The 26,528-nt window shown below is 70.9% G+C and carries 25 protein-coding genes; 16 read left to right on the top strand and 9 right to left on the bottom strand.

All coding sequences use genetic code 11. From position 1 onward, the window contains the following. Nucleotides 1-404 precede the first annotated feature (404 nt). From phnC to phnE (YU1_RS0112355), 4 genes are all read left to right on the top strand, one after another. Nucleotides 405-1,226 carry a phosphonate ABC transporter ATP-binding protein gene (gene phnC, locus YU1_RS0112370; protein ID WP_029004344.1) on the top strand — a complete coding sequence of 274 codons (822 nt, stop codon included), beginning with the start codon at nt 405-407 and terminating at the stop codon, nt 1,224-1,226. A gap of 126 nt (nt 1,227-1,352) precedes the next feature. Continuing rightward, complete coding sequence (phnD, locus tag YU1_RS0112365; RefSeq protein ID WP_029004343.1) at nt 1,353-2,282, top strand: phosphonate ABC transporter substrate-binding protein; 930 nt, start codon at nt 1,353-1,355, stop codon at nt 2,280-2,282. 53 nt (nt 2,283-2,335) lie between these two features. Next, nucleotides 2,336-3,217, top strand: a complete 882-nt coding sequence (gene phnE, locus YU1_RS0112360; protein WP_029004342.1) for a phosphonate ABC transporter, permease protein PhnE — start codon at nt 2,336-2,338, stop codon at nt 3,215-3,217. A 62-nt stretch (nt 3,218-3,279) separates the two neighbouring features. After that, nucleotides 3,280-4,098, top strand: coding sequence for a phosphonate ABC transporter, permease protein PhnE (phnE, locus tag YU1_RS0112355; RefSeq protein WP_051356808.1), 819 nt, complete (start codon nt 3,280-3,282; stop codon nt 4,096-4,098). Nucleotides 4,099-4,174: 76 nt separating this feature from the next. Here phnE (YU1_RS0112355) and YU1_RS0112350 read toward each other — a convergent pair whose 3' ends face one another. Both YU1_RS0112350 and phnF read right to left on the bottom strand, forming a co-directional pair. After that, nucleotides 4,175-4,783: a pyridoxamine 5'-phosphate oxidase family protein gene (locus tag YU1_RS0112350; protein ID WP_029004340.1), complete on the bottom strand. Its 609-nt coding sequence runs from the start codon at nt 4,781-4,783 to the stop codon at nt 4,175-4,177. A 64-nt stretch (nt 4,784-4,847) separates the two neighbouring features. Beyond that, the gene (gene phnF, locus YU1_RS0112345; protein ID WP_084539832.1) at nt 4,848-5,612 is read right to left on the bottom strand and encodes a phosphonate metabolism transcriptional regulator PhnF; all 765 of its coding nucleotides are present in this window, start codon (nt 5,610-5,612) and stop codon (nt 4,848-4,850) included. 153 nt (nt 5,613-5,765) lie between these two features. Between phnF and phnG the strand changes: the two genes are divergently transcribed. The 9 genes from phnG (at nt 5,766) to phnN (ending at nt 13,020) form a co-directional block, all read left to right on the top strand. Next, a complete protein-coding gene (gene phnG / locus YU1_RS0112340) occupies nt 5,766-6,233 on the top strand; it encodes a phosphonate C-P lyase system protein PhnG (RefSeq protein ID WP_245263306.1) in 468 nt (155 codons plus the stop codon). Continuing rightward, the gene (gene phnH, locus YU1_RS0112335) at nt 6,233-6,826 is read left to right on the top strand and encodes a phosphonate C-P lyase system protein PhnH (RefSeq protein ID WP_029004337.1); all 594 of its coding nucleotides are present in this window, start codon (nt 6,233-6,235) and stop codon (nt 6,824-6,826) included. The genes phnG and phnH overlap by 1 nt, the downstream gene beginning before the upstream one ends. A 3-nt stretch (nt 6,827-6,829) precedes the next feature. After that, on the top strand, nt 6,830-7,945 hold the full coding sequence (locus YU1_RS0112330; RefSeq protein WP_029004336.1) for a carbon-phosphorus lyase complex subunit: 1,116 nt from the start codon (nt 6,830-6,832) through the stop codon (nt 7,943-7,945). Nucleotides 7,946-8,031: 86 nt separating this feature from the next. After that, nucleotides 8,032-8,910: an alpha-D-ribose 1-methylphosphonate 5-phosphate C-P-lyase PhnJ gene (locus YU1_RS0112325; RefSeq protein WP_029004335.1), complete on the top strand. Its 879-nt coding sequence runs from the start codon at nt 8,032-8,034 to the stop codon at nt 8,908-8,910. After that, a complete protein-coding gene (locus YU1_RS29200; protein ID WP_051356794.1) occupies nt 8,907-9,434 on the top strand; it encodes a GNAT family N-acetyltransferase in 528 nt (175 codons plus the stop codon). The genes YU1_RS0112325 and YU1_RS29200 overlap by 4 nt, the downstream gene beginning before the upstream one ends. A gap of 301 nt (nt 9,435-9,735) precedes the next feature. After that, nucleotides 9,736-10,515, top strand: coding sequence for a phosphonate C-P lyase system protein PhnK (phnK, locus tag YU1_RS0112315; RefSeq protein ID WP_029004334.1), 780 nt, complete (start codon nt 9,736-9,738; stop codon nt 10,513-10,515). After that, nucleotides 10,512-11,270, top strand: coding sequence for a phosphonate C-P lyase system protein PhnL (gene phnL / locus YU1_RS0112310; RefSeq protein ID WP_084539831.1), 759 nt, complete (start codon nt 10,512-10,514; stop codon nt 11,268-11,270). The genes phnK and phnL overlap by 4 nt, the downstream gene beginning before the upstream one ends. Nucleotides 11,271-11,293: 23 nt before the next feature. Next, the gene (locus tag YU1_RS0112305) at nt 11,294-12,448 is read left to right on the top strand and encodes an alpha-D-ribose 1-methylphosphonate 5-triphosphate diphosphatase (protein ID WP_029004332.1); all 1,155 of its coding nucleotides are present in this window, start codon (nt 11,294-11,296) and stop codon (nt 12,446-12,448) included. Further along, nucleotides 12,445-13,020 carry a phosphonate metabolism protein/1,5-bisphosphokinase (PRPP-forming) PhnN gene (gene phnN, locus YU1_RS0112300; protein WP_029004331.1) on the top strand — a complete coding sequence of 192 codons (576 nt, stop codon included), beginning with the start codon at nt 12,445-12,447 and terminating at the stop codon, nt 13,018-13,020. The genes YU1_RS0112305 and phnN overlap by 4 nt, the downstream gene beginning before the upstream one ends. A 344-nt stretch (nt 13,021-13,364) precedes the next feature. On the opposite strand, the gene sciP is transcribed toward phnN, so the two are convergent. From sciP to YU1_RS0112280, 4 genes are all read right to left on the bottom strand, one after another. Then, a complete protein-coding gene (gene sciP / locus YU1_RS0112295) occupies nt 13,365-13,640 on the bottom strand; it encodes a CtrA inhibitor SciP (protein WP_012169564.1) in 276 nt (91 codons plus the stop codon). Nucleotides 13,641-14,407: 767 nt separating this feature from the next. Beyond that, nucleotides 14,408-16,642, bottom strand: a complete 2,235-nt coding sequence (glyS, locus tag YU1_RS0112290) for a glycine--tRNA ligase subunit beta (RefSeq protein WP_029004330.1) — start codon at nt 16,640-16,642, stop codon at nt 14,408-14,410. Between the two features lie 122 nt (nt 16,643-16,764). Further along, nucleotides 16,765-18,102 (bottom strand): MFS transporter, encoded by a 1,338-nt coding sequence (locus YU1_RS29195; protein WP_051356793.1) that lies wholly within the window; start codon nt 18,100-18,102, stop codon nt 16,765-16,767. A 363-nt stretch (nt 18,103-18,465) separates the two neighbouring features. Beyond that, the gene (locus YU1_RS0112280) at nt 18,466-19,398 is read right to left on the bottom strand and encodes a glycine--tRNA ligase subunit alpha (RefSeq protein WP_029004329.1); all 933 of its coding nucleotides are present in this window, start codon (nt 19,396-19,398) and stop codon (nt 18,466-18,468) included. Between the two features lie 254 nt (nt 19,399-19,652). Between YU1_RS0112280 and YU1_RS0112275 the strand changes: the two genes are divergently transcribed. After that, on the top strand, nt 19,653-20,057 hold the full coding sequence (locus YU1_RS0112275) for a hypothetical protein (protein WP_029004328.1): 405 nt from the start codon (nt 19,653-19,655) through the stop codon (nt 20,055-20,057). Nucleotides 20,058-20,548: 491 nt separating this feature from the next. Then, complete coding sequence (locus YU1_RS29190) at nt 20,549-21,100, top strand: hypothetical protein (protein WP_051356792.1); 552 nt, start codon at nt 20,549-20,551, stop codon at nt 21,098-21,100. Between the two features lie 116 nt (nt 21,101-21,216). Here YU1_RS29190 and YU1_RS0112265 read toward each other — a convergent pair whose 3' ends face one another. Continuing rightward, entirely contained in the window at nt 21,217-22,308 is a 1,092-nt protein-coding gene (locus tag YU1_RS0112265; RefSeq protein WP_029004327.1) for a TRAP transporter substrate-binding protein, read from the bottom strand. A 255-nt stretch (nt 22,309-22,563) separates the two neighbouring features. On the opposite strand from YU1_RS0112265, the gene YU1_RS0112260 reads away from it, so the two are divergent. Then, entirely contained in the window at nt 22,564-24,570 is a 2,007-nt protein-coding gene (locus tag YU1_RS0112260) for a hypothetical protein (RefSeq protein ID WP_029004326.1), read from the top strand. A gap of 6 nt (nt 24,571-24,576) precedes the next feature. Here the strand turns inward: YU1_RS0112260 and YU1_RS0112255 are convergent, their stop codons facing one another. Both YU1_RS0112255 and YU1_RS0112250 read right to left on the bottom strand, forming a co-directional pair. Continuing rightward, nucleotides 24,577-25,716, bottom strand: a complete 1,140-nt coding sequence (locus YU1_RS0112255) for an Mrp/NBP35 family ATP-binding protein (RefSeq protein WP_035715133.1) — start codon at nt 25,714-25,716, stop codon at nt 24,577-24,579. A 90-nt stretch (nt 25,717-25,806) separates the two neighbouring features. Further along, nucleotides 25,807-26,514 (bottom strand): uracil-DNA glycosylase family protein, encoded by a 708-nt coding sequence (locus YU1_RS0112250; RefSeq protein ID WP_084539830.1) that lies wholly within the window; start codon nt 26,512-26,514, stop codon nt 25,807-25,809. Between the last annotated feature and the right edge of the window lie 14 nt (nt 26,515-26,528).

Genomic DNA, 26,528 nt, shown 5'->3' with positions numbered 1-26,528 from the left:
GAGAGGGAGGCCCCGGCCGCCCGCGCGAACACGGCCGCAGCGGCCCCGCGAAACGCGCGCCTCGTCGCCCCCGTCCCGTCACACCTCGCGTCCCCGGCACGATGCGCAACGCCTCGGCCGGCGTGCCGCAAAAGCCCTCTCCCGCCTGCGGGGGAGGGTTGGGTGGGGGCGACGGCCGCAGGCCGGCGGCGAGGCGCGCGCGGCGTTGCGTGACGGCGCGCGGGCGGTGCGCGGAAGCGGCGGGCCGGCTTCATGACACCGTCGCGACGGGGCGTCACATTCCCCTGTCGCATCCCCGGAAAACCCAGCCTTGCGTCATATGGCCAAAGGCGGCGGCGACCGTCACATGATTGTAGTGCGATGCCCGTAAGTGGGGGGCTCCTGTCCCCCAGCGGAGCGACGCAATGCTCGTGATCGACGGACTGACATGCCGGTTTGGCAGCAAGGCCGCCGTCTCGGACGTGAACCTTGAGATCGGGCAAGGCGCCTTCATCGGCGTCATCGGCCGCTCCGGCGCGGGCAAGTCCACCCTGCTGCGGATGGTCAACCGCCTCCAGGATTCCAGCGCCGGCCGCATCCTGTTCGAGGGCAGCGACGTCACCGCCCTGAAGGGCCGCGAGCTGCGCCTGTGGCGCGCCCGCGCCGCCATGATCTTCCAGCAGTTCAACCTGGTCGGCCGGCTCGACGTGCTCACCAACGTGCTGATGGGCCGCCTCTCCACCATGGCCGGCTGGCGCGCCATGTCCAAGAGCTGGAGCCAGGAGGACAAGGCCGTCGCCCTCTCCGCGCTGGAGCAGTTCGACATCGCCAACCTTGCCGCGCAGCGCGCCGACAGCCTGTCCGGCGGACAGCAGCAGCGCGTGGCCATCGCCCGCGCTTTGGTGCAGGAGCCGCGGCTGATCCTGGCCGACGAGCCGATCGCCTCGCTCGACCCGCGCAACACCAAGGTGGTGATGGATGCGCTGCTGCGCATCAACAAGCATTTCGGCATCACCGTGATGTGCAACCTGCATTCCCTGGAGCTGGCCCGCACCTATTGCGACCGGCTGGTGGGCATGGCGGGCGGCAAGGTGGTGTTCGACGGCGCGCCCTCAGCGCTCACCCCCGCCGTCGCCCGCGACCTCTACGGCCTGGAGGCCGGCGAGGTCATGGACCTGGAAGCCCCGGTGGCGGCGGGCGGGCATGCCCCCGCAGCCCTGCCGGCCACCGCCGCCCCGCCGCGGTGAGGATGGTCCGGCCGTAGCGCCGGGCGCGTGCGTATCCCCATTCCTTGTGCGTTCCCTGCCCGCAGCCGCGGGCCGGCGGCGCGCGAGGCCATATGCCTTGAAGCCTTGATGCCGAAGGAGAAGTCCATGCTCACCCGTCGCAGCCTGATCGCGGCCGCCGCCGCTTTGACCCTTACCGCCGGCGCCGCCCACGCGCAGGAGTGGAAGAAGCAGTATCCCGAGCTCACCTTCGCGGTGATCCCGGCCGAGAACGCCTCCGCCACCAACGACATCTACACCCCGTTCGCCGACTATCTCTCCAAGGAGCTGGGCGTTCCGGTGAAGCTGCGCATCGCCAATGACTATGCGGCGGTGATCGAGGCCCAGCGCACCGGCAGCGCGCAGATCGCCTTCTACGGCCCGGCGTCCTACGCCCGCGCCATCCTCACCGGCGTGAAGGTGGAGCCGCTGGTGGTGCAGCGCCACAACACCGGCCTCACCGGCTATTATTCGGTGGTGTGGGTGAAGGCGGACAGCCCGTACAAGACCCTGGCCGACCTGAAGGGCAAGACCATCGCTTTGGTGGACCCCAACTCCACCTCCGGCAACCAGGCGCCGCGCTACTTCCTGAACAAGGAAGGCTATTCGGTCGATTCCTACTTCGGCAAGAGCGTCTATGCCGGCAGCCATGACAACGCCGTCCTCGCGGTGGCCCAGGGCACGGCGGACGCCGCCGCCAACGCCTGGAACTCCGAGACCGACAGCTACCTCACCCGCCTCGCCGCCCGCGGCCTGCTGAAGTCCGCCGACGGCAAGCCGCTGAACCAGGCCGACTTCCGCATCGTCTACAAGTCGGACCTCATCCCCGAGGGGCCGTTCGCCGTGCTCGCCTCGCTGCCCGAGGACCTGAAGAAGCAGATCGCCCAGGCCTTCCTCGACGCCCCGAAGAAGGACAAGGCCGCCTTCGACAAGCTGTCCGGCGGCAAGGACATCGAGTTCTCGCCGATCACCGCCAAGGACTATGAAGGCATCATCGGCATGGTGAAGTATAACGACGACCAGCGGAAGCGCTCCTGATCGCAAGGACCGGCGGGGGCCACGCGCCCCCGCCCGTTCGCGCCGCGCCCTCCATGTCCGCCACCGTCCCGACCCTGCCGCCGGCCCAGGCCGAGGCGCTCGCCGCGTCCTATGACGCCGCCACCGCCACCCGCCGCCTGCGCGGCCTCGCCGTCGCCGTCGTGGTGGCCGGCCTCATGCTGTTCGCCGGCTGGTTCGCCGAGGTGCGGCCCGCCGCCTTCGCCAACATCGCCAATTTCAGCGACTACCTGGCCAAGACCATCCCGTCCATCTCGGCGCAGACGCCGCGCGCCGACATCGTCGCCTGGTACTGGGACCTGAAGACCTGGTCGCGGCTGCTCGGCGAGACGCTGCTGATGGCCTATCTCGGCACGCTGCTCGGCGCCATCGGCGGCTTCGCCTTGTGCTTCCTCGCCTCGGCCAATCTGGTGCGCAACCCGGTGCTGCGCTTCGCCGTGCGGCGCTATCTGGAATTCTGCCGCACCGTGCCGGACGTGGTGTTCGCGCTGATCTTCGTCTTCGCCTTCGGCCTCGGCCCGGTGCCGGGCGTGCTGGCGCTCGCCATCCACACCACCGGCGCGCTGGGCAAATTGTTCGCCGAGGTGGTGGAGAATATCGACATGAAGCCGGTGGAGGGCCTCACCGCCACCGGCGCCACCTGGATGCAGCGGGTGCGCTTCGGCGTGCTGCCGCAGGTGCTGTCCAACTTCGCCTCCTACGGCCTGCTGCGCTTCGAGATCAACGTGCGCGGCGCCGGCGTGCTGGGCTTCGTCGGCGCCGGCGGCATCGGCCAGGAGTTCCTCACCGCCATCCGCAATTTCTACTACACCGACGTCAGCGCCATCCTGCTGATGATCATCGCCACGGTGATCACCATCGACCTCGTCACCGAGCGCATCCGCCACCGCCTGCTCTCCTTGGACCAGCGCCCGTGAGCCCCTCCCCGTCTCCCTCCGTCCTCGCGCCGCGCCCGGTGCTCGCCACCGACGCCGCCGCCATGCGCGCGCGCTATCCGGACGCCTTCCGCAGCCATCCGGCGCGGCGCGCCCGCGCCTTCGCGCTCCTCGCCGCGCTGCTGGCGATGGCGGTGTTCGCCGCCTGGGCGCTCGACTTCAACCCGCGCCGCATCTGGATGGGGCTGGACCGGCTCGGCCTGTTCGTCTCGCTGCTGTTCCCGCCGGACGCGGGCGGGCGCATGCCGGCCTTCCTGAAGGCGCTGGGCGAGACCCTGGCGATCGCCTTCCTCGGCACGCTCACGGCGGCGCTGGTGGCCTTCCCGGTCGCCTTCCTCGCCGCCAAGAACGTGGTGCCCAACGTCTTCGTCCACTTCTCGCTGCGCCGGGTGTTCGACGTGTCGCGCTCGGTGGACACGCTGATCTGGGCGCTGATGTGGATCAACGTGGTCGGCCTCGGCCCGTTTGCCGGGGCGCTGGCCATCGCCTGCTCGGACTTCGGCGCCTTCGGCAAATTGTTCTCCGAGGCCATCGAGGCCGCCGACCGCAAGCCGGCCGAGGGCATCCTCGCCGCCGGCGGCAGCGGCGTGCACCGGGTGCGCTTCGCGCTGCTGCCGCAGGTGCTGCCGGTGATGGCGAGCCAGGTGCTCTATTTCTTCGAATCCAACACCCGCTCGGCCACCATCATCGGCATCGTCGGGGCGGGCGGCATCGGCGGCTATCTCACCGAATTCATCCGCACCCTGCAAATGCAGGAGGTGTGCGTGATCATCATCATGATCCTGCTGACGGTGGCGGCGATCGACTTCGTGTCCTCGCGCCTGCGCTTCGCCATCATCGGCCGCAAGGTCGCCTCGGCCTGAGGCGGCGCGGCGGGCGGCGGCCTGAGCCGCCGCTCACGAGGCAGGCGGCGCGCCCGCCTCGGGCCATGGCGTCCGTTCAGTACATGGCTTCCTTGAAGCGGGCGAGCATGGCCTCCTGGCTCTCCGCCTCGGCAAGGCCGATCTGGTCGCGCAGCATCTCGCCCAGGGTCGGCAGCACCGAGCGCTCCACCTGCACGTCCGGGTTCCACAGGCCCGAGCGCATGAACGCCTTGGCGCAGTGCAGATAGGCCTCGCGCACGGTGATGCGCAGCACCGAGGTGGGCAGCTTGCCGCCGACCGCGAAGCGCGCCCGCAAGTCCGCGTCCACGCGGATCTCCGCCGTGCCGTTGACGCGCAGCGTCTCGTCCACGCCGGGGATGAGGAAGATCAGGCCGACGCCGGGATGCTCCAGGATGTTGCTGAGGCTGTCCAGGCGGTTGTTGCCCGGCCGGTCCGGCAGCAGCAGGGTGGTGTCGTCCTCGATCCCGACGAAGCCGGGATGGTCGCCGCGCGGCGTCACGTCCAGCGCCCCGGCGGCGCTGGAGGTGGCCAGCATCACGAAGGGCGAGAGGCCGATGAAGCTCATGCAATGCCGGTCGAGCCGGGCCAGGACCTTCTGCGCCGCCCGGCTGGACACCGGCTTGTAGTGGGTGCGCAACTGGTCGAGGGTCTCGATGCGGCTCATGGCGTCCTCTCTCGGCGGCTGGGGGGCGGGCGGCCCGGGGCGATGGCGTTCGGGGCGGTAAGGTTCAGGGCTTGATGATCAGCTGCACGCGGTCGGCGGCGAAGCTGGAGCGGCCCCATTGCAGGGGCACGCCGGCCACGTCCACGTCCACGCGCTCCACCACCATGACAGAGCGGCCGGCGGCAAGCGAGAGCAGCTCGCGCTCGCGCTCGTCCGCCGGGCGCGCGCCGAGGCGGGTCTCCTTGCGGCGGAAGTCGATGATGCCCAGCGTCGAGAGCGCCCGCGTCAGCGAGCCGGTGGCGGCATAGACGAGGTCGAGGTCCTGGCAGCGCGCCTGCACGAACCAGGCGGTGCCGCAGGAGATCGGCACCCCGTCCGCCTCGTGCATGGTGTCGATGCGCAGCACCGGCGTGCCGGGCGGCACGCACAGCTCGCGCGCCACCTCGGGCGAGGCCGTCTCCACCTGCGAGCCGAGAAAGCGGCCGTGCGGCTCGCGCCCGCTGGCCAGCACGATCTCGGAGAAGCGCGTGCGCGGGCCGATGGGATAGCGCAGCGGCGGCTCCTTGACGAAGGTGCCGCGCCCGGCGGTGGCCTCCACCAGCCCCCGCTCGGCCAGCACCGAGAGGGCCCGGCGCACGGTGTGGCGGTTGACGCCGAAGCGCTCCGCCAGTTCCGCCTCCACCGGCAGGCGCGCGCCCGCGCGGCGCTGGCCGGAGGCGATCTCGCCCTCCAGCGTCTCGGCGATCTGCTTCCACAACGCCACGCCGCTGCCCCGGCGTAGATCGCCGGGCTCCTGCGCCGTCATCACGCCGTGATCGACGTCGTCCATGGTCCCGTCACCCGGATTTCCGTCGCGCTGGTCGATGCTGTCCCGGCCTTGCAAGCGAACCCCCTTCTGCCCGTCCCACCCGCTTGCACAATTGTATAGACTTTTATACAAATGCTGTCCATATCCCCAGCGCGGATAGGGAGACACGCAGGCATGTCGGTGGAAGACGGTGCCCCGCAGGGGGATCAGGCCCTGCGCCAGGCGATGATGGCCACGCTGGCGCGCGCCACGGCCGAGGAACTGAAGGCGGCGGTGGAGCGCTTCAAGCCGCTGCCGCCGATCCATGACCTGCGCCCGGCGGAAGTCGGCCTTGCCATGGTGCGCGGGCGCATCGGCGGCGACGGCGACGCCTTCAACGTCGGCGAGGCCACCGTCACCCGCGCCGCCGTGCGCATCGAGGGCGGGCCTACCGGCGTCTCCTACCTGCTCGGGCGCGACCCGGTGCGCGCCCGCGCCGCTGCCATCCTGGACGCGCTCTGGCAGGACGCCGCCCTGCGCGGCGCGGTGGAGGAGGCGCTGGCCGGCGTGCGCCGCCGCCTCGTGGCCGAGGCCCTGGTGGCGCAGGAGAAGACCCAGGCCACCAAGGTCAATTTCTTCACCATGGTCCGCGGAGAAGACTGATGCCCGCCCTTGCCCTCGGCTTCGCCGATCCGGTGCGCGACTCGCAGGCGGCGTTCAAGGCGCTGATGTGGGCCATGGCCCAGCCCGGCGACGTGGTGCCGCTCGACACCCGCCTCGCGCCGCCCGCCCCGCTCACCCCGGAGATGGCGGCGAGCGCCCTGGCGCTGATCGACTACGAGACCCCGGTCTGGCTCGACCCGGCGCTCGCCGCCGCGCCGGAGACGGCCGATTTCCTGCGCTTCCACACCGGCGCGCCCCTGACCGGCGACCCCGCCGCCGCCCGCTTCGCTCTGGTGGCGGACCCGGCGGCCCTGCCCGCCTTCGACAGCTTCGCCCAGGGCGAGCCGGACTATCCCGACCGCTCCACCACGCTGATCCTGGCGGTGGAGCGCTTCGATGCCGCCCCGCTGGTGCTGGAGGGGCCGGGCATCAAGGGCTGGCGCGGCTTCGGCGCCCATCCTTTGCCGGCCGATTTCGCCGCCCGCCTCGCCGCCAACCGGGCGCTGTTCCCGCTCGGGCTCGACCTCATCCTCACCGCGCCCGGCGCCGTCGCGGCCTTGCCGCGCTCCGTGCGCCTCCAAGACGAGGGCTGATCCATGTATGTGGCCGTCAAGGGTGGCGAGACCGCCATCCGCAATGCCCATGCCCTGCTGGCCGAGACCCGGCGCGGCGACCCCGCCGTGCCGGAGATCGGCATCGACCAGATCGCCGGCCAGCTCACCCTGGCGGTGGACCGGGTGATGAGCGAAGGCTCACTCTATGACCGGCCGCTGGCCGCGCTGGCCATCAAGCAGGCGCGCGGCGACCTGATCGAGGCCATCTTCCTGGTGCGCGCCTTCCGCACCACGCTGCCGCGCTTCGGCTACTGCCTGCCGGTGGACACGGCGCGGATGCGGGTGGAGCGGCGCATCTCCGCCACCTACAAGGACATGCCCGGCGGGCAGGTGCTCGGCCCCACCTTCGACTACACCCACCGCCTGCTGGACCCCAGCCTCGCCGGCGGCGGCGCAGCCCCGGCGGAGCCCGCGCGCGCGCCGCTGCCGGACGACGCCGGCGCCGGCATCGCCGCCATGCCCCGCGTCACCGACATCCTGGACGGAGAGGGGCTGATCGAGCCCGCCCCGGCCAGCGGCGAGGACCCGCGCGACCTGACCCGCGAGCCCTTGAGCTTTCCCGCCGACCGCCCCTTGCGCCTGCAGAACCTGGCGCGCGGCGACGAGGGCTTCCTGCTGGCGCTCGGCTATTCCACCCAGCGCGGCTATGCCCGCACCCATCCCTTCGTCGGCGAGGTGCGCTTCGGCGAGGTGGAGGTGGAATTGTTCGTGGAGGAGCTGGGCTTTGCCGTGCCGCTCGGCGCGGTCTCCGTCACCGAATGCCAGATGGTCAACCAGTTCAAGGGCTCGGCCGAGGTGCCACCGCAATTCACCCGCGGCTACGGCTTCGCCTTCGGCCAGAGCGAGCGCAAGGCCATGTCCATGGCCCTGGTGGACCGGGCGCTGCGCTTCGCCGAACTGGGCGAGGAGAAGAGCGCCCCGGCGCAGGACGAGGAATTCGTCCTCTCCCATTCCGACAATGTGCAGGCCACCGGCTTCGTGGAGCATCTGAAGCTGCCCCACTACGTGGATTTCCAGGCCGAGCTGGAGCTGGTGCGCCGCATGCGCGCCGAGCACGGGGACGCCTTGCCCCAGACCACCCAGGAGGCGGCGGAATGAACGCCCAGACCCCGACCCCGCAGGCCGAGAGCCGGCAGGCCGAAGCCCGTCAAGCCGAAACCCGGCAGGCGAAGACCCCGGCGGGCATGCCGGCCATCACCTACAATTTCGCCTATCTGGACGAGCAGACCAAGAGGATGATCCGCCGGGCCATCCTCAAAGCCATCGCCATTCCCGGCTATCAGGTGCCGTTCGCCAGCCGCGAGATGCCCATGCCCTATGGCTGGGGCACCGGCGGCGTGCAGGTGACCGCCGCCATCCTCGGCCCCGACGATGTGCTGAAAGTGATCGACCAGGGCTCGGACGACACCACCAATGCGGTGGCCATCCGCGGCTTCTTCGAGACCACCGCCGGGGTGGCCACCACCACCCGCACGCAGGACGCCACAATCATCCAGACCCGCCACCGCATCCCGGAGGGCGCGCTCCAGGCCGGGCAGGTGCTGGTCTATCAGGTGCCGATCCCCGAGCCGCTGCGCTTCCTGGAGCCGCGCGAGACCGAGACCCGCAAGCTGCACGGCCTCGCCGACTACGGCCTGATGCATGTGAAGCTCTATGAGGACATCGCCCGCCACGGCCACATCGCCACCACCTATGCCTATCCGGTGGAGGTGGCGGGGCGCTATGTGATGGACCCCTCGCCCATCCCCAAGTTCGACAATCCGAAGATGGACGACAGCCCGGCGCTGCAATTGTTCGGCGCGGGGCGCGAGAAGCGCATCTACGCCATCCCGCCCCACACCAAAGTGGTGCCGCTGGATTTCGAGGACCATCCCTTCCGCGTGCAGCATTTCGCCAAGCCCTGCGCGCTCTGCGGCGCCCATGGCGTCTATCTGGACGAGGTGATCCTGGATGATCGCGGCGGGCGCATGTTCGTGTGCTCGGACACCGATTACTGCAACACCCGGCAGGCCGAGGGCCACACCGGCGAGATGAGCGCCCCCGCGCCGGAGGCTGCGGAATGAGCCCGCTTGCGACAAGCGCGATCACCATGCGCCCGGCCACCGAGGACGACCTGCCCGCCGTGCTCGCCCTCTATGCCCAGCCGGGCATGGACGACGGCAAGACCTTGCCCATGGCCGAGGCCAGGGCGCTGTTCGCCCGCTTCGCGCGCTATCCCGACTATGTGCTCTACGTGGCCGAAGATGCGGGCGCCGTGGTCGGCACTTTGGCCCTGCTCATCATGGACAATCTCGGCCATCTCGGCGCGCCCTCCGCCATCGTCGAGGACGTGGTGGTGGACCCCGCCCGCCAGGGTGGCGGGGTGGGCGGCGTGATGATGCGCTTCGCCATGCGGAAGGCGGCGGAGAAGGGCTGCTACAAGCTGGTCCTCTCCTCCAACGCCAAGCGCGTGCGGGCGCACGAATTCTACGAGAAGCTCGGCTTCCGCCGCCACGGCGTGAGCCTGCACGTGGACCTCACCCCCGCCGGCGAGGCGATGCCCGAACCCTCGCCCATCGCCCCCCTGTCCACCGAGGCCGCGCAATGACCGGCGATGCCTGCCCCATCGTCGGAGGGCTCCCCGCCTCGGGCCGGCACCCCACAAAAAGCCCGCCTCCCTTGCGGGCGAGCTACGCCAAAAGCCCTCCCCCCTTGCGGGGGAGGGTTGGGAGGGGGGTGACGCGCGTGCCGCTTGCGAGCCTGCCGGGCATGGCCCGCTCCGCGCTCCCCCCGTCCACCCAATGGAGAGGGCTCCACCCCTCTCCCCAGCCCTCCCCCGCAAGGGGGGAGGGGGGCCGTGCCGCCGTGGACGAGGCGATCCTTCCAACTCTTGCCGTCGAGGCCGCGCAATGACCGGCGATGCTCCCCTTCTGGTGGCCGACAAGCTGACGCGCTATTACGGCGCGCGCCTGGGCTGCCGCGACGTCTCCCTCACCCTGCACCCCGGCGAGGTGCTGGCCATCGTCGGCGAGAGCGGCTCGGGCAAGTCCACGCTGCTCGGCCTCCTGTCCACCGAGCTTGCGCCCAGCGCCGGGCGCGTCAGCTACCGCATGCGCGACGGCGAGATGCGCGACCTGGCGGATCTCTCGGAAGGCGAGCGGCGCCTGCTGCTGCGCACCGACTGGGGCTTCGTGCGCCAGCATGCGGAGCAGGGCCTGCGCATGGCGGTCTCCGCCGGCGGCAATGTGGGCGAGCGGCTGATGGCGGTGGGCTGGCGCAACTATGCCGGCATCCGCGAGGAGGCCATCGACTGGCTCGGCCGCGTCGAGATCCAGGCCGACCGCATCGACGACGATCCCCGCGCCTTCTCCGGCGGCATGCGCCAGCGCCTGCAGATCGCCCGCAACCTCGTCACCCGCCCGCGCCTCGTGTTCATGGACGAGCCCACCGGCGGCCTCGACGTCTCGGTGCAGGCGCGCCTGCTGGACCTGATCCGCTCGCTGGTGGCCGACCTCGGCCTCGCAGTGGTCATCGTCACCCATGACCTCGCGGTGGCCCGCCTGCTCTCCCACCGCATCATGGTGATGAAGGACGGCGCGGTGATCGAGGAGGGCCTCACCGACCAGGTGCTCGACGATCCGCGCGAGCCCTATACCCAGCTCCTCGTCTCCTCGGTGCTTGCCGCATGACGCTCCACACCTCCCCCGCCGCCGGCGCCCCCGTTCCAGCCCCCCTGCTGCCTCCGGGCACGCTCTTGCGCGTGGAAAACCTCGCCAAGGCCTTCACCCTGCACCTGCGCGGCGGCACCCGCCTGCCGGTGGTGGAGGGCGCCACGCTGGAGGTGCGCGCCGGCACCTGCGTCGCGCTCGGCGGCCCGTCCGGCGCCGGCAAGAGCTCCATCCTCAAGATGGTCTATGGCAACTACCGCACCGACGCCGGCGCCATCTGGCTGGCGGACGACGACGGCGCGGTGGACGTGGCCCATGCCGCGCCCCGCCGCATGCTGGACCTGCGCCGCCGCCGCATCGGCTATGTCAGCCAGTTCCTGCGCGTCATCCCCCGCGTCGCCGCCCTCGACGTGGTGGCCGAACCGCTGATCGCGGAAGGCACCGCGCCGGAGCAGGCGCGCGAGACGGCGAAAGCCCTGCTGGCCCGGCTCAACCTGCCGGAGCGCTTGTGGGGCCTGCCGCCGGCCACCTTCTCCGGCGGCGAGCAGCAGCGGGTCAACGTGGCGCGCGGCTTCATCGCCAGCCAGCCCTTGCTGCTGCTGGACGAGCCCACCGCCTCGCTGGACGCGGTGAACCGCCAGGTGGTCATCGACCTCATCGCCGAGAAGAAGGCCGGCGGCACCGGCCTGCTCGGCATCTTCCACGACGCCGACACCCGCGAGGCGGTGGCGGACGCGGTGGTGGACGTCTCCGCCTTCGCCCGCCGCGCCCAGTGAGCCATCGTTCAGGAGCATCGCTTATGCCCGAGAGTGCCCCCGCCGAACAGGTCTTCGCCAATGCCCGCATCGTCCTCGCCGACGGCGAGATGACCGGCCACGTCCATGTCTCCGGCGGCGTGATCCGCGCCGTGGACACCGGCGCCGTGCCGGCGGGCGCGCAGGACCTGGAGGGCGACTACCTCATCCCCGGCCTCGTCGAGCTGCACACCGACCATGTGGAGGGCCATCTCGCCCCCCGGCCCAAGGTGCGCTGGAACCCGCTCTCGGCCGTGCTGGCCTATGACGCGCAGATCGCCACCTCGGGCATCACCACGGTGTTCGATTCGCTGCGGGTGTGGCCCGACAAGCGCGCCGTGGGCATGGACGGCGACGCCCCGGTGCTGCTGGAGGCGTTCGCCGCCGCCCGCGCGGCGGGCGCGCTGCGCGCCGACCATCGCGTGCACCTGCGCTGCGAGGTGGCCACCGACACGGTGGTGGAGGACACCGCCGCCATCCTCGCCGCCCACGAGGTGCATCTGATCTCGCTGATGGACCACACGCCGGGCCAGCGGCAGTTCGCCAGCACCGAGCATTTCCGCTCCTATTACAAGAAGAAGAGCGGGATTTCCGACGACGAGCTGGACGTCATCGTCGCCACCCGGCTGGACTATCACACCCGCCTCTCCCGGCCGAACCGGCAGGGGCTGGTGGCGCTGGCCCATCCGCGCGGCATCGTGCTGGCGAGCCATGACGACGCCACCCCCGAGCACGTGGCGGAGGCCATCGGCGACGGCCTCGCCATCGCCGAATTCCCCACCACTTTGGAGGCCGCCCGGCTCTCCCACGAGGCCGGCATCCGCGTGCTGATGGGCGCGCCGAACTTGGTGCGCGGCGGCTCGCACACCGGCAACGCCTCGGCCGAGGATCTGGCCCGGCGCGGCCTGCTGGACATATTGTCCTCGGACTATGTGCCCGCGAGCCTGCTGTGGGCGCCGTTCGACCTCGTGCGCCGCGTGCCCGCCATCCCGCTTGCCGCCGCCTTGCGCCTCGTCACCAAGAATCCGGCGGACGCGGCCAAGCTCACCGATCGCGGCGAGATCGCCCCCGGCAAGCGAGCGGACCTGGTGCGGGTGCGCCTCGCCGGCGAGGTGCCGGTGGCCCGCGCGGTGTGGCGCGAAGGCGCGCGCGTGGCATGACCGTGCCGCCGCCCTACGGCCCCGGCGCTTTGGTCCTGGTGGTGGGGCCGTCCGGCGCCGGCAAGGACACGCTGATGGCCGCCGCTGCGCATCTGCTCAATGGCGGCGTGCACGTGGCGCGCCGCCTCGTCACCCGCACCGACACCACCGGCGAGGACCATGTGCCGGTGAGCGAGGCGGCCTATGGCGCGGCGCTGGCCGCCGGCCTCTACCCGCTGGCGTGGCGCGCCCATGGGCTGGGCTATGCGCTCGGGCCGGAGGTGGCGGCGGCGCTCGCGGCCGGGCAGGTGGTGCTGGCCAACGGCTCGCGCGCCACCCTGCCGGAGGCGCGGCAGAGGTTCGCCCGGCTGTTCGTGGTGCATGTCACCGCGCCGCCGGAGGTGCTGGCGGAGCGCCTCGCCGCGCGCGGCCGCGAGAGCGCGGCGGAGGTGCGCGCGCGGCTCGCCCGCGCGCCCGACGCGGCGCTCGACGCGGATCTGGAAATCATGAACGTGGGCCCCGTGGCCGAAGGCGCCGCCCGCCTCGCGGATTTCGTGCGGCATGTGGGGGCCGCCGCGCCGTCCGTGGCCTGAGCGGCCGGCCGGCGCGCCCGTGCGCCGCCGATGTACCGCCACTCCCTCTCCCGCTTGCGGGGGAGGGCCGGGGTGGGGGCCGCGCGCCAGCGCGGAACGGCCGGGATCAGATTGTGCTTGAATAGGCGGCCAGCGCCGCGTCGCGCATCGCAACCCATGTACCGCCGGCCTGCGGCCGGCGCCCCCACCCAACCCTCCCCCGCACGCGGGAGAGGGCTTTTCGCGCGCGTCGCGAAGCGAGCGGTATTAATGAGCAATTGCGTATCAGGCGCGGTCCCGCGCCGCTTCGACCCGGCGTCAAGGCAAGGCTCCGCGAGCGGGGCTCGCGGGGCGTCAGGCCGGGATCACTGGCGATAGTGCTGGATGCGCGTGGTGCGCAGGCCGGGCAGGCCGTGGCGGTCGATGGAGGCCTGCCAGGACAGGAACTCGTCCACCGTCAGCGTGTAGCGCTTGCAGGCCTCTTCCAGGCTGATCAGGCCGCCGCGCACGGCGGCGACCACCTCCGCCTTGCGGCGGATGACCCAGCGGCGCGTATCCGGCGGCGGCAGGTCCGCAATCGTCAACGGACTTCCGTCCGGCCCGATAACGTATTTGACTCTGGGCCGATAGGCATCGGTCATCGTTACGCTCACCCGTTACTGCCCCACTGTTGGCGTAACCGTGACAGGTGGCGATGAAGATTTCCCTAAAGGACAATTGGAATATGTTATTTACTTCTCTTAACGGAAGCTGAAATAACCACGCAAATCTTCCGTTCTTGATCAACATCTTCTGCAACCGGCAGGGGCCGCGCGCAACGACGCAAGCTGTTCGTATCGCTTGGTTTTCGCCCTCGATGGGCACAGGCCGCCCGGTTGTGGGCCCGCATCTGTTCTTCACCTGTGTTAAGAAACACTTGCGCAGCATCGCCGGAGAATCGGCCGGCCCACGCGCCCGCGCAGAAGAAACCTCGACGCTGGCGAAATCGCCGCACCATCGGCGCGCCGCACAGGCCCGGCCGGCGGCGGCGCACGCGCGACTGAACGGGCGCGCCAGACCCCCTCCCCCCTTGCGGGGGAGGGTTGGGGAGGGGGGTGAAACGGCCGGGGACGGGAGCGCGATCGGATGGGCGCACAGGCCCGGTGCCGCCGCCGCGCACAGGCCCAAGCGGGCGCGGTCGGCGCGCGCGTCACCCCCCTCCCTGCCCTCCCCCGCAAGGGGGGAGGTGCCTGCGCGGGTTCTGCGCGGTCGCGCGAGACGGCAGGCGTGCGACAACAAAAAACCGCCCGGACCATCGTCCAGGCGGCGTCACATCATGATCGGCCCCAAGAATGCGGCCCCAGAAACCCAGCCCCCAAGAGCGCTCCCCAAGAGCACGCCCCCAGGGAACCCGGCGCAGCCCCCGCCCCTACCCCTCGATGCGGTCGAAGTCGGCGATGCCGCGCGTGGCGGAGCGGATCTCGTCCAGCAGCTTCAGGCGGTTGACGCGCAGCGCCGGCTCCGGCGCGTTCACCGTCACCGCGTCGAAGAAGGCGTCCACCGGCCCGCGCAGGTGCGACAGCGAGCCCATGGCCGCCGCATAGTCCTCGCGGCCCACCGCGTCCGCCACCTGCCGCTTCACCGTCTCGATGGCGGCGGCCAGATGCTCCTCGGCCGGCTCCTTCAGCAGCTTGGCTTCGGCCGGGCCGGCGAAGATGAGGCCGTCCTTCTTCTCCTCGATGCGCAGGATGTTCACCGCGCGGCGATAGCCGGCCAGAAGGATGCGGCCGTCCTCGCTGTCGAGGAAGGCGGCCAGCGCCTCCACCCGGCGCACCACCAGCAGCAGGTCGTCCTGGCCCGGCAGCGCGAACACCGCGTCCACCAGGTCGTGGCGGGCGCCGCGGTCGCGCAGATGCACCTTCAGCCGGTCGGCGAAGAAGGACATGAGGTCGGCGGCCAGATCCCCGGAGATGGTCAGCCCCTCGATGCGCTCGGGGCTTTCCACGTCGGCGTCCGCCGGCAAATTGGCGAGGCGCTTGGCGAGGCCCTGGAGGATGTCGCTCACCACCTTGTCGGCAAGGCTCTCCAGGCGCGAGACGTCCTGCGGATGGGTCTCGTAATGCTCCTCGCCCAGGATCGGCCGGGTGGCGCTCACCAGCAGCGGGCGCAGCGGCAGGCGCAGATTGTTGTCGAGGATGATGCGGATGACGCCCAGCGCCGCGCGGCGCAGCGCATAGGGGTCCTTGGAGCCGGTGGGCTTCTCGTCGATGGCCCAGAAGCCGACCAGGGTGTCGAGCTTGTCGGCCAGCGCCACGGCGATGGAGACCGGCGCGGTCGGCACGCGGTCGGAGGGGCCCTGCGGCTTGTAGTGCTCCTCGCTGGCGGCGGCGACCTCGGCCGGCAGGTTCTCGTGCCGGGCGTAATAGCGGCCCATCAGGCCCTGAAGCTCGGGGAATTCGCCCACCACCTCGGTCAGCAGGTCGGCCTTGGCGAGCCGCGCCGCCTGCCCGGCCAGTTCCGGATCGGCGCCCACCAGCGGGGCGATCTCGCGGGCCAGCGCGACGATGCGGTTGATGCGCGCGCCCTGCGAGCCCAGCTTCTCATGGAAGGTGATCTGGTCGAACTTGCCGAGCCGGTCCGCCATGGGGGTGCGGCGGTCGGTGTCCCAGAAGAACTTGGCGTCGGACAGGCGGGCGCGGATGACGCGCTCGTTGCCGGCCACGATGGCCGCGCCGCCATCGGTGGCGGCGATGTTGGAGATGAGCACGAAGCGGTTGGCGAGGCGCCCGGTGCGCGGGTCGCGCAGCACGAAGCACTTCTGGTTGGCGCGGATGGTGGCGCGGATCACCTCGTCCGGAATGTCGAGGAAGCGCTCCTCGAACGTGCCCATGAGCGTGACCGGCCATTCCACCAGGCCCGCCACCTCGTCCAGCAGCGCCTCGTCCTCCACCAGCTCCAGCCCGTGCACCAAGGCGAGGTCCTTGGCGTCGTTGAGGATGATGGCCTTGCGGCGGTCGCGGTCGGCGACCACCTTGGCCGCCTCCAGCTTGGCCATCCAGTCCTCCAGGCGGCGCACCCGGATCGGCTCGGGCGCGAGGAAGCGGTGGCCGCGCGTCACGTCGCCGGAGACGATGCCCTCCACCTCGAAGCGCACCACCTCGGGGTCTTCCACATCGGTGCCGAAGGTGCAGACGATGGCATGCAGCGGGCGCACCCAGCGCAGCGTGCCGGTGCCCCAGCGCATGGACTTCGGCCAGGGGAAGGCGCGGATGATCTCCGGCACGATGTCGGCGATGACCTGCGTGGTCGCCTTGCCGGGCCGCTCGATGACGGCGACGTAGAACTCGCCCTTCTTGGGGTCGCTCTCGATCTTCGCCTGATCGATGGAGGCAAGGCCCGAGGCTTTCAGGAAGCCCTGGATGGCGCCGTCGGGGGCGCCCACGCGCGGGCCCTTGCGCTCCTCGCGGCTGTCCGCCTGCCGGCCGGGCAGGCCGTGCACGGCGAGCGCGAGGCGGCGCGGCGTCACGAAGGCCTTGGCGCCCTCATAGAGCAGGCCGCGCTCCACCAGCGCGTCGGTGACGAGCTTGCGCAGCGTGTCGGCCGCCTGCGCCTGCATCCGGGCGGGGATTTCTTCGGAGAACAGTTCAAGGAGCAGATCGGGCATGGGATCGCGCGGCGCTGGGCCCCGGTTCGAGAGGATCGTGTCCGGCCCGTGCTAGAGCTTTTCGGCCGCCGCGTCGAGACATGGGCGGCGATCTTGCCCCCGCGCCGTCGCCGCGGCCGCCGTCAATCCAGCACCTGCCGGGCCTTGTCGGTGACGGTGAGGGCGGCGGCCAGCGAGATCAGCGCCACCACGATGAGATAGATCGCCGGGCCCATATCGTCGTCGAGCCGGTTCACCAGATAGACCGCCACCATGGGCGCGGTGCCGCCGATCAGCCCCAGGGCGATGTTGTAGCCCACCGACATGGCCGAGCAGCGGGTGGCGCGCCGGAACATCTCCACCAGGATCGCAGGCATGGGCGCGCAATAGGCGGCGGTGAGCACGGCGAAGCCGGCCTGGGCCAGCATCACCTGCCCCGCCTGCCCGCTGCTGAGCATGGCGAACAGCGGCCAGGAGAACAGCGCGAAGCCGGCCAGCGAGCCCACCAGCAGCACCTTGCGCCCGAGCATGTCGGACAGGGCCGCGCACAGCGGGCTCAGCACCAGCAGCAGCACCATGCTGGCGGTGTTGATCTGCAATGCCATGCGCTCGGGCAGCCGGTCCACCTGCTGCATGTAGGTGGCGAGATAGACGAACAGCATGTAGAAGCCCGCGCCCAGCATGGCGTTGAGCACCGCCGCGCGCAGGATGTTGCGCCCGTCGGTGGCGAAGGCCACCACCAGCGGCGCCTCGGCCAGGGGCGCGGCGGGCGCCGCGTCGAAGGCGGCGGTGCGGCGCAGCAGCAGGGTGGCGAGCCCGAGCACGATGCCGAGCAGGAAGGGCACGCGCCAGCCCCAGGCCACCATGTCCGCCTCGGGCATCAGGCTGGCGACCAGCGCCGCCACGGCGGAGCCGAGCAGGATGCCCGCGGTCGCCCCCATGCTGGAGAAGCCGGTGATGAAGCCGCGCCAGCGCGGCGGGCTCTGCTCGGCCAGGAAGATGGCCGAGGTGGTGTATTCGCCGCCGATGGACAGGCCCTGGAGCAGCCGCAGCACCAGCAGCAGGGCGGGCGCCAGGATGCCGATGGCGGCATAGGTGGGCAGCAGGCCGATGGCGACGGTGGAGACGCACATCAGCGCAACCGAGAGCAGCAGCGCCGCCCGCCGGCCGTAGCGGTCGCCCACATGGCCGAAGACGATGCCGCCCAGCGGGCGCATGAGGAAGGAGGCGGCGAAGATGCCGAAGGCCGAGATCAGGCCGACGAAGCTGTCGCCGGCGGGGAAGAAATTCTTGGCGAACACCGCGGCCAGATAGCCGCAGGCCGCAAAATCATACCACTCCAGCATGTTGCCGAGGGCGCCGGCCAGGATCACGCGGGGCGGAAGGGCGGGCCGCGCGGCTCCGCCCGGGGTATCCGCGCCGCCGGGGGCATCCGCCCCGCCGCGCCCGGGGGCGGCGTCCACCGTGAGCGCCCCGGTCATGGGCGCGGGCTCCCGGGGCGCGGGTCCATCGCCCGCAGGGCGGTCGCCCGTGGGCCCGTCAGCCGCCGGCCGGTCACCCGCCGGCCCCTCACCCGCTTTGCCCGCCTCGTCGCCATGATGTGCCCCCGCTTCGCCCGGCCGTCCCCGGCGCCCGCCTGCCGGCTCCGGTCATGGGACAGGATGTTGCATCACGGGCAGTCGCAGGACACCGTAGCGCAAGACCGCTGTCGCAAGACAGGGTGTCGCAAGTGGGGAATTGCGCGTCGATGGGCAGCGTGGCGCGCCCTCCGCGCCCCTCGCCGTCCCGCCCCCGCCGCGTCGCAAGACACGGTGTCGCAAATGGGGAAATGCGCGGCGATGCGCTCAGGCGGTCGCGCCGCCCGCCTCGGTCTTCAGCCAGGCCGCGCCGCAGGCCTTGGCCAGCTCGCGGACCCTGAGGATATAGCTCTGCCGCTCGGTGACCGAGATCACCCCGCGGGCATCCAGCAAATTGAAGACGTGGGAGGCCTTGATGCACTGGTCATAGGCCGGCTGCGCCATCAGGTGCCGCTCGCCGGCATCACCAGCGGCGAGATACTTGGCGCAGGCAGACTCCGCCATGCGGAACTGCTCCAGCAGCATGTCGGTGTCGGCATGCTCGAAGTTGTGGCGCGAGTATTCCTTCTCGGCCTGCAGGAAGACATCGCCATAGGTGACCTTCTCGGCGCCATCTCGACCATTGAAATTCAGGTCGTAGACGTTCTCCACGCCCTGCACATACATGGCAAGACGCTCCAGGCCATAGGTCAGTTCTCCCGAGACCGGGGAACATTCAAAGCCCGCCACCTGCTGGAAGTAAGTGAACTGCGAGACCTCCATGCCGTCGCACCAGCACTCCCAGCCGAGCCCCCAGGCGCCCAGGGTCGGGCTCTCCCAGTCGTCCTCGACGAAGCGCACGTCATGCAGCCGGGTATCGATGCCGATGGCATCCAGCGACTGGAGATAGAGCTCCTGGAGGTTGGCCGGGGACGGCTTCAGGATCACCTGGAACTGGTAATAATGCTGGAGCCGGTTGGGGTTCTCGCCATAGCGCCCGTCCTTGGGCCGGCGGGAGGGCTGCACATAGGCCGCCTTCCAGTGCCTCGGCCCCAGCGCCCGCAGCGTGGTCGCCGGATGAAAGGTGCCCGCCCCCACTTCCATGTCATAGGGCTGGAGAACCACGCAGCCCTGGCCGGCCCAGAAGGCCTGGAGGGTCAGCAGCAGGCCCTGGAACGAGCGGTCGGGCCGCATATGGGGCGGAAGGGCGGGATCGATCATGAGCGCTTCAGGTCAGCGGCGCCGCCGCAGGCGTGGCCGATCCGCCCCTGCCGACGCCGCCATGCGGGACGGGATGCGCCCCTCGCGGGAGCGCGGTCGGACACTAGAGGGCGCCCGGACGCAATTCAAGCAGGCTCGGGGCCGGGCCCGTCCGGTTCCCGCAAAGTGCCTGTTTTCGCTTCCCATTTGTGTGAATGAACCAACTCCCGCAAGGACAGTTGTGGCTCAGGAGGGACATCAGAAGGAGCTTCCACATGCGCAAACTCACGCTCGCCACCGCCGCCCTGCTGGCCGTTTCCACCATCGGCGCCTCCGCCCAGAGCGGCCTCTCCACCCAGGACCCGCACCAGGGCCCGGCCGAGGAGGGCGGCCGCACCCAGGCGACGCCGGGCGCCAGTTCCACCACCGGCGTGACCCCGCGCGACGGCGCCTCCACGCCCACCGCGCGCAGCGGCATCAGCAGCCAGGACACCCACAAGGGCGCCGCCCAGGAAGGCGGCCGCACCCAGGCGACGCCGGGCGCCAGCTCCAGCGGCGGCAGCACCATGGACACCACCGGCAGCATCACCCCGCGCAGCGGCCTCTCTTCGCAGGACGCCAACCAGGGCCCCGCCCAGGAGGGCGGCCGGACCCAGGCGACGCCGGGCGCCACCCGCTGAGGGCAGGCCGCTCCCCCCGAGCGGACCCGGCCACGGCCCATCCCCGGCCGCATCGCCAAGAACCCCGGAGCGCCCTGCGCTCCGGGGTTTTTCTTGCCGCGCGCGGCAGGCGCCGCCCGCGGCAAAACATATCAAGCTATAAGATCGCGCCGGGCAGAATAGAGCCGGCCTGCCGCCCCGTCATGACGTATTTTGGTACCGCATTCAATTGTCATGACTTGGGGGCAATATTGCCTTATGCCGCCGAAACTTGGTAACGTGCGGCAACCAATAAGGCTACGAGCCATGATACAGCGTCATATTGTTATTTACGGATCCTTTTGCCTCGGCCCGCTGGTCGCCCCCGCCGCGCCCCCGCCTGATCGACACCGGGATCACGCCCGCCGGATGCCCGCAAGGCGCCCTCCCGCCTCCAAGCCTCGCCTGCCCCAAGTCCCCGCGCCGCCCGTCCCTTTGCGCCGCCGCCCCCGGCGCCCCTCAAGGAGTGCAACGTGCCGTTCGCCACGCGCCGCGGAACCCACGCCGCCGCACCATTTCGCACGCTTCTCCCGATCGCCGCCTGCCTGCTCCTGCTCCCCACCGGAACCACCCCCGCCTGGCCCCAGGCGGCCGGCGCGCCCGCCGCGAGCGCGGATGCGGTGAACGCCCAGGAGGCGACCGCGCTGCTGCGCCGCGCCGGCCGGCAGTGGGCGAACGGCAAGAAGGAGGATGCCGTCTTCTGGTTCTATGCGGGGCAATTGCGGTTCCGCGCCTTTCTCGCCGCCCATCCCGACCTCGACCCCTCGGGCGCCCCGGCGCTGTTCGCCTCGCTGATGGAAAGCCTGGGGCAGCCGATCAACGCATATGCCTTCGGCGACATCTCGGCGCTGATCCGCACCATCGACAAGGTGCTGACCTGGGACGAGGCCAATCCCGAGCCCGGCCTGCCGCCGGCCGCGCGGCAGAGTGCCCGCGCCGGCCTGATCGAGCTGCGCGACAAGGTTCGCATCGAGGCCGCCGCCATCCGCGCCGAGCGCGAGGCCAAGGGCCTGGAGAATCGCTAGAGCCGAGGGCGCGGCCGCGCCCTTTGCGCCGGTGCCGGACACGAAAAGGCCGGCGGGGATGAAGCCATCCGCGCCGGCCGGTTCGTCAACTGGATACTGCTTGGCAGGGCCTTAGATCAGCCGCGGGTGCGGGCGCGCACCATATAGTCGTCGTAAGTATATTCGACGATCTGCCACCACAGATATTCTTCGTTGCGGAACGCCTTGGCGTTGTCGTGCACCTTCTTGAAATCGGGGTTCTTGGCGCCGATTTCCTCATAGAGCTCCTGGGCCGCCTTGTAGCTGGCGTCCATCATCTCGTTCGGGAAGCGGCGGAGCTGGGCGCCCGCCTTCACCAGCCGCTGCACCGCCGCCGGGTTCTTGGCGTCGTAATTGGCCAGCATGTCGCCATTGGCCTGGGCCGCCGCCGCGCGCAGCACCGACTGATAGGACTTCGGCAGCTCGTTCCACTTTTCCTGGTTGTAGAAGAAGGTCAGCGAGGCGCAGCCCTCCCACCAGCCGGGATAATAATAGTACTGCGCCACCTTCTGCAGGCCGAGCTTCTCGTCGTCATAGGGGCCGACCCATTCGGCGGCGTCGATGGTGCCCTTCTCCAGCGCCGGATAGATGTCGCCGCCGGCGAGCTGCTGCGGCACCACGCCGAGCTTGGCGAGGATCTGCCCGGCGATGCCGGCGATGCGCATCTTCAGGCCCTGAAGATCCTGCACGGTCTTGATTTCCTTGCGGAACCAGCCGCCCATCTGGCCGCCGGTATTGCCGCCCGGCAGCATGTAGACGCCGTACTTCTTGTAGAAGTCATTCAGCAGATCGAGACCGCCGCCATGGTAGAACCAGGCGTTGATCTGGCGCGCATTGAGGCCGAACGGGAAGGCCGAGCCGAAGGCGAAGGTCGGGTCCTTGCCGACATAGTAATAAGACGCCGTATGGCACATCTCGACGGTCTTGTTCTGGGTCGCGTCGAGGGCCTGGAGGCCGGGAACGATCTCGCCGGCGGCGAACACCTGGATCTGGAACTTGCCGTCCGTGGCGTCGGACACCGTCTTGGCCATCAGTTCGGCGGCGCCGTAGATGGTGTCGAGCGACTTCGGGAAGGAGGAGGTGCACCGCCACTTCACCTCGGGCGCGGACTGCGCGATCGCCGGCATGGCGACGGCGGTGGACGCGGCGACACCAGCACCGGCGGAGGCAAGAAACTCACGGCGTTTCATGGATCGGGCTCCCTACGAAATATTCTTGTGCGCCAAGACGCCTATCCGGTCTTTGACGCCGGGTCATCATCGACTTTCTTCTAGGGCCTTTTCGCGGCGGATGGAATTGCGGCCGAGCGAAAATCTCGTGGCCTCCGGCGTTCGCGCGCCCCGCCGCGACCGGGAATTCCCTTGCGCGCCCGATCGCCCCGCCGCTAGAGCACGTCCCAACTCTCGCACGGTGGGGTGCTGTGCAGATCCTTGAAGGTCAGATCAATGGACGGCGCAGCAGCCGGGCCCGCGCGCGGGCCTCGGGGGGTCACGATCATTTTTGCCCTGGTGGCGCTGTGCATCGTCATCACCACGGCCTTCGCACCGATCAGCATCCAGCCCAACGGCGCCTTTGACGACGGCCTGTTCATCACGCTGGGCCGGCGCTTCGCCTATGGCAACTGGTTCGGCACCTATTCCCACCTGACCCTGCACAAGGGCAACGGCTACTCGGTCTTCCTCGCCCTCGCCTCCTGGCTCGGCCTGCCGGTCACGCTCGCCCACGGCCTGTTCCAGGCAGCCGCCTGCACCACCTTCGCCGCCGTCGTCGGGCGCATCGGCGGCTCCTGGCGCCTCGCCGTGGCGGTTCTGCTCGCCCTCGCCATGGTCCCCGTGCTCGGCACCACGGCGGCGCTGCGGGTGCTGCGGGACGCGATCTATTCCGGCCAGACGCTGCTCGTCCTTTCCGCCGTCCTCTGGCTGCTGCATCGCAGCCGCGAGGCGGGCACGCCGGGCCGTGGGCTGCTGGCTGGCATCCTGCTCGCCTGGATGTGGCTGACGCGGGAGGAAGGTGTCTGGATCCTGCCCGCCATCTTCCTCCTGGTGCTGGGCTATCCGCTGCCGCGCCCCGCCGACGGCGCGCCCTGGCGCGCACGGGTGAAGGGCGTCCTGCTCGCGACCCTGTGGCTGGCCGTGGGTTTCGCGCTGGTGGACGTCGCCTATCGCGCCGCCAACCGCCTTGCCTACGGCACCTGGACCACGGTGGCGATCAAGGAAGCCTCCTTCGAGCGCGCCCTCGGCGCGCTCTACTCGGTGGAGGACGGCGAGACGGTGCCCTATGTGCCGGTCTCGCGGGCGACCCGCCAGCGCATCTATGCCGTCAGCCCGGCGTTCGCAGCCCTGAAGCCGTTCATCGACCCGCCGGGGCCGCCGATCTGGACCAATGGCTGTCCGTTCTACGCCACCGGCTGCAATGACATCGCCGGCGGCTGGTTCCACGTGACCTTCCTGTTCGCGGTGCGCGGCCTCGGCAGCCATGGCACGCTGGAAGAAGCCAAGGCCTATTACGCCCGTGTGGCGGACGAGGTGGAGGCGGCCTGCGCGGACGGGCGCCTCACCTGCCGCCGCACGCTCCACAACGCCATCCCGCGCCTCGCGCCGGACCTGGTCGAGACTCTGCCCGCCCGCATCCTCGCCATGCTGGGCCGGGTGACGCTGGCGCAGGCCGGCAGCGTGTTCGCCGCGCCCAGCACGGGCACCGCGCCGGAGATCGCCGAAGCCCTGATCTTCCTCAACGCCCCGCCGCATGTGCCGAGCGCCGAGCGGCCGCAGGCGGTGGTGGTCGAGGCCCAGTTCACGGGAGCGGGCACCGCCCCGATCGAGGTGCGGATGCTTGGGGACGCGGGCGCGGCGCTGCCCACGCAGGTGGAGCGGCTGCCGCCGCCCGAGGGCCGCCCGACGCCGCCGCCGCCCGGAGAGCAGTTGATCCGGGTGACCACCGCCTGCGCCTTGCCGGCCTGCGAGCTGGAGGTGACGCAGGACGGGGCGACGCTGGCCCGCGTCCGGCTCTGGGATCTCGTCACCATCGGGGCGCGGTTCCCCACGCATATGGGCACGTTCCGCATCACCAAGCTGATCGCCGACGGCGTGAACCTGATCGGCGACGTGCGCCTGCGCGCCTCGCATCTGGTCCGCAGCATGCTGGTGGCGGCGGTTCCCTACATCCTCCCGCCGCTGGCGGTAGCGGGCCTCGTCGCCGGCCTTGCCGGGCTGGCGATGGCGGCAATGGCCCGGCAGTTGCCGCCGACGCTGCTGGTCGCGCTCGCGCTCGGCGCCTCGGTGGCGGCGCGGGTGGCGATCTTCGTCATCGGCGACGCCGCCGGGCTGCCGGTGAACGAAGCCTATATCGCCCCGGCCAATTTCCTGTGCGCCGCGGCCGCCGTGCTGGCCCTGCACGGCGCCTGGAGCGCCGCGCAGGCCTTGCGCGCGCGGCGCTCCAGGCTCATGCGATAACGATGCTCACTCGATGACGATGCGCGGCGCCGGGCGCGCCGCCGTCCCGCCATGGCTGAGCGCGGCCTTCACCTTCTCGGCCACCGCCCGGTAGTCCGCCGCCTGCGGGCTGTCGGGGTCCGACACCAGGATCGGGATGCCGGCGTCCGACATCTCGCGGATGCGCATGTGCAGCGGGATCTCGCCCAGGAAGGGCACGCCCTCCTTCTCCGCCTCGGCCCGCGCCCCGCCATGGCCGAAGATGTCGGACCGGCCGCCGCAATGCGGGCAGATGAAGGTGGCCATGTTCTCGACGATGCCGAGGATGGGCACGTTCACCCGCTTGAACATGGCGATGCCGCGCCGGGCATCGATCAGCGCCAGGTCCTGCGGCGTCGAGACGATCACCGCGCCAGCGAGATTGACCTGCTGGGCCATGGTCAGCTGGGCGTCGCCGGTGCCGGGGGGCATGTCCACCACCAGCACGTCGAGCGGCCCCCATTTCACCTCCCGCAGCATCTGCGTGAGCGCGGACATGACCATCGGCCCGCGCCAGATCATGGGGGTGTCTTCCTCCACCATGAAGCCGATGGACATGAGCTGGAGGCCGAAATTCTCCAGCGGCAGCATGGTGCGGCCGTCGATCACCTCCGGCTTGCCGTGCACGCCGGCGATGCGCGGCACGGACGGGCCGTAGATGTCCGCGTCCAGCAGCCCGACCTTGAGGCCGAGGTCGCGCAGCGCCAGCGCCAGGTTGATGGAGACGGTGGACTTGCCCACCCCGCCCTTGCCGGAGGCCACCGCGATGATGGCGGCGACGCCGGGCACCTCGATGCCGCCACTCTTGGCGGCGCCGTGGCTATGGCCGTGGCCGTGGGCGGGAGCCGCGGCCGGCGGCGGGGCCGGCCGGGCGCCGGCCTTGCGCTCGGCGGTAAGCGCCACCAGCGCCGAGGCGACGCCGGGCATGGCACGCACCGCATTCTCCGCCTCGGCCCGCACGCTTTCCCAGGCCCGCGCCTGCGCCGCGTCCACGGTCACCGCCAGATAGACCTTGCCGCTGGTGACCACGATGCCCGACAGCGCCGGCGAGACCGAAAGGGCCACGCCCTCCGGCGTGCGCACGGAGGCGAGCGCCGCGCGCACCATGTCTTCGGTAACCTCGGCCATCGCACCTTCTCCCAGAACCTTCGGCGCACGGCGCCATCTTTGAATCTCTCTATGCCACGCGCGGACGCGGAAGAAACCCCACCCCATGGCTCAGGCTCCAATGGCGCGTGCGATATCCGCGCGCAGTTCCGGAAGCAGGTCGTTCTCGAACCAGGGATTGCGCTTCAGCCAGCCGGTGTTGCGCCAGGAGGGATGCGGCAGCGCGTAGACCTTCGGCGTGGACGCCGCGCCCCGCACCTGCCGCCAGTTGGCCACCGTCTCGGTCAGGCTGGCGCCGATCTGCGCCGCCCGCCCCAGACGCCGCAGGTGGTAGAGCTGCGCCGGCCGGCCGATGGCCAGGATCAGGTCGAACGCCGGCAGCGCGGCGAACAGCCGGTCATGCCAGGCCGGCGCGCATTCCCGGCGCGGCGGCAGGTCGCCGCCCGCCGCGTCCTGGCCCGGAAAGCAGAAGCCCATGGGCACGATGGCGATGCGCGCGGTGTCATAGAACACCTCCCGCGTCACCCCCATCCATTGGCGCAGGCGGTCGCCGGAGGCATCATTGAAGGTGAGGCCGGTCAGGTGGACCCTGGTGCCGGGCGCCTGGCTCGCCACCAGGATGCGCGCGGTGGAAGCGGCGCGCAGCACCGGGCGCGGCGCATGCGGCAGCGGCGCGCCGCGCGGCGCGTCCTGGCAGATCCGGCAGGCGCGGATGTCGGCGAGGAGCCGGCCGAGCGGGGTCGCCCCCGGCTCCGGCTCCCGCTCGGGAAAGAGCGCCTCGTCCAGGACAGCCGCCGCCCGGCTGTGATCGTCCGCCATTCACCGCCTCGTCA

The sequence above is a fragment of the Azorhizobium doebereinerae UFLA1-100 genome (genome assembly GCF_000473085.1).
Classification (GTDB): Bacteria; Pseudomonadota; Alphaproteobacteria; order Rhizobiales; family Xanthobacteraceae; genus Azorhizobium; species Azorhizobium doebereinerae.
The sequence above is the reverse complement of the archived record's forward strand: the minus strand, read 5'-3'. Positions and strand labels throughout refer to the sequence as shown.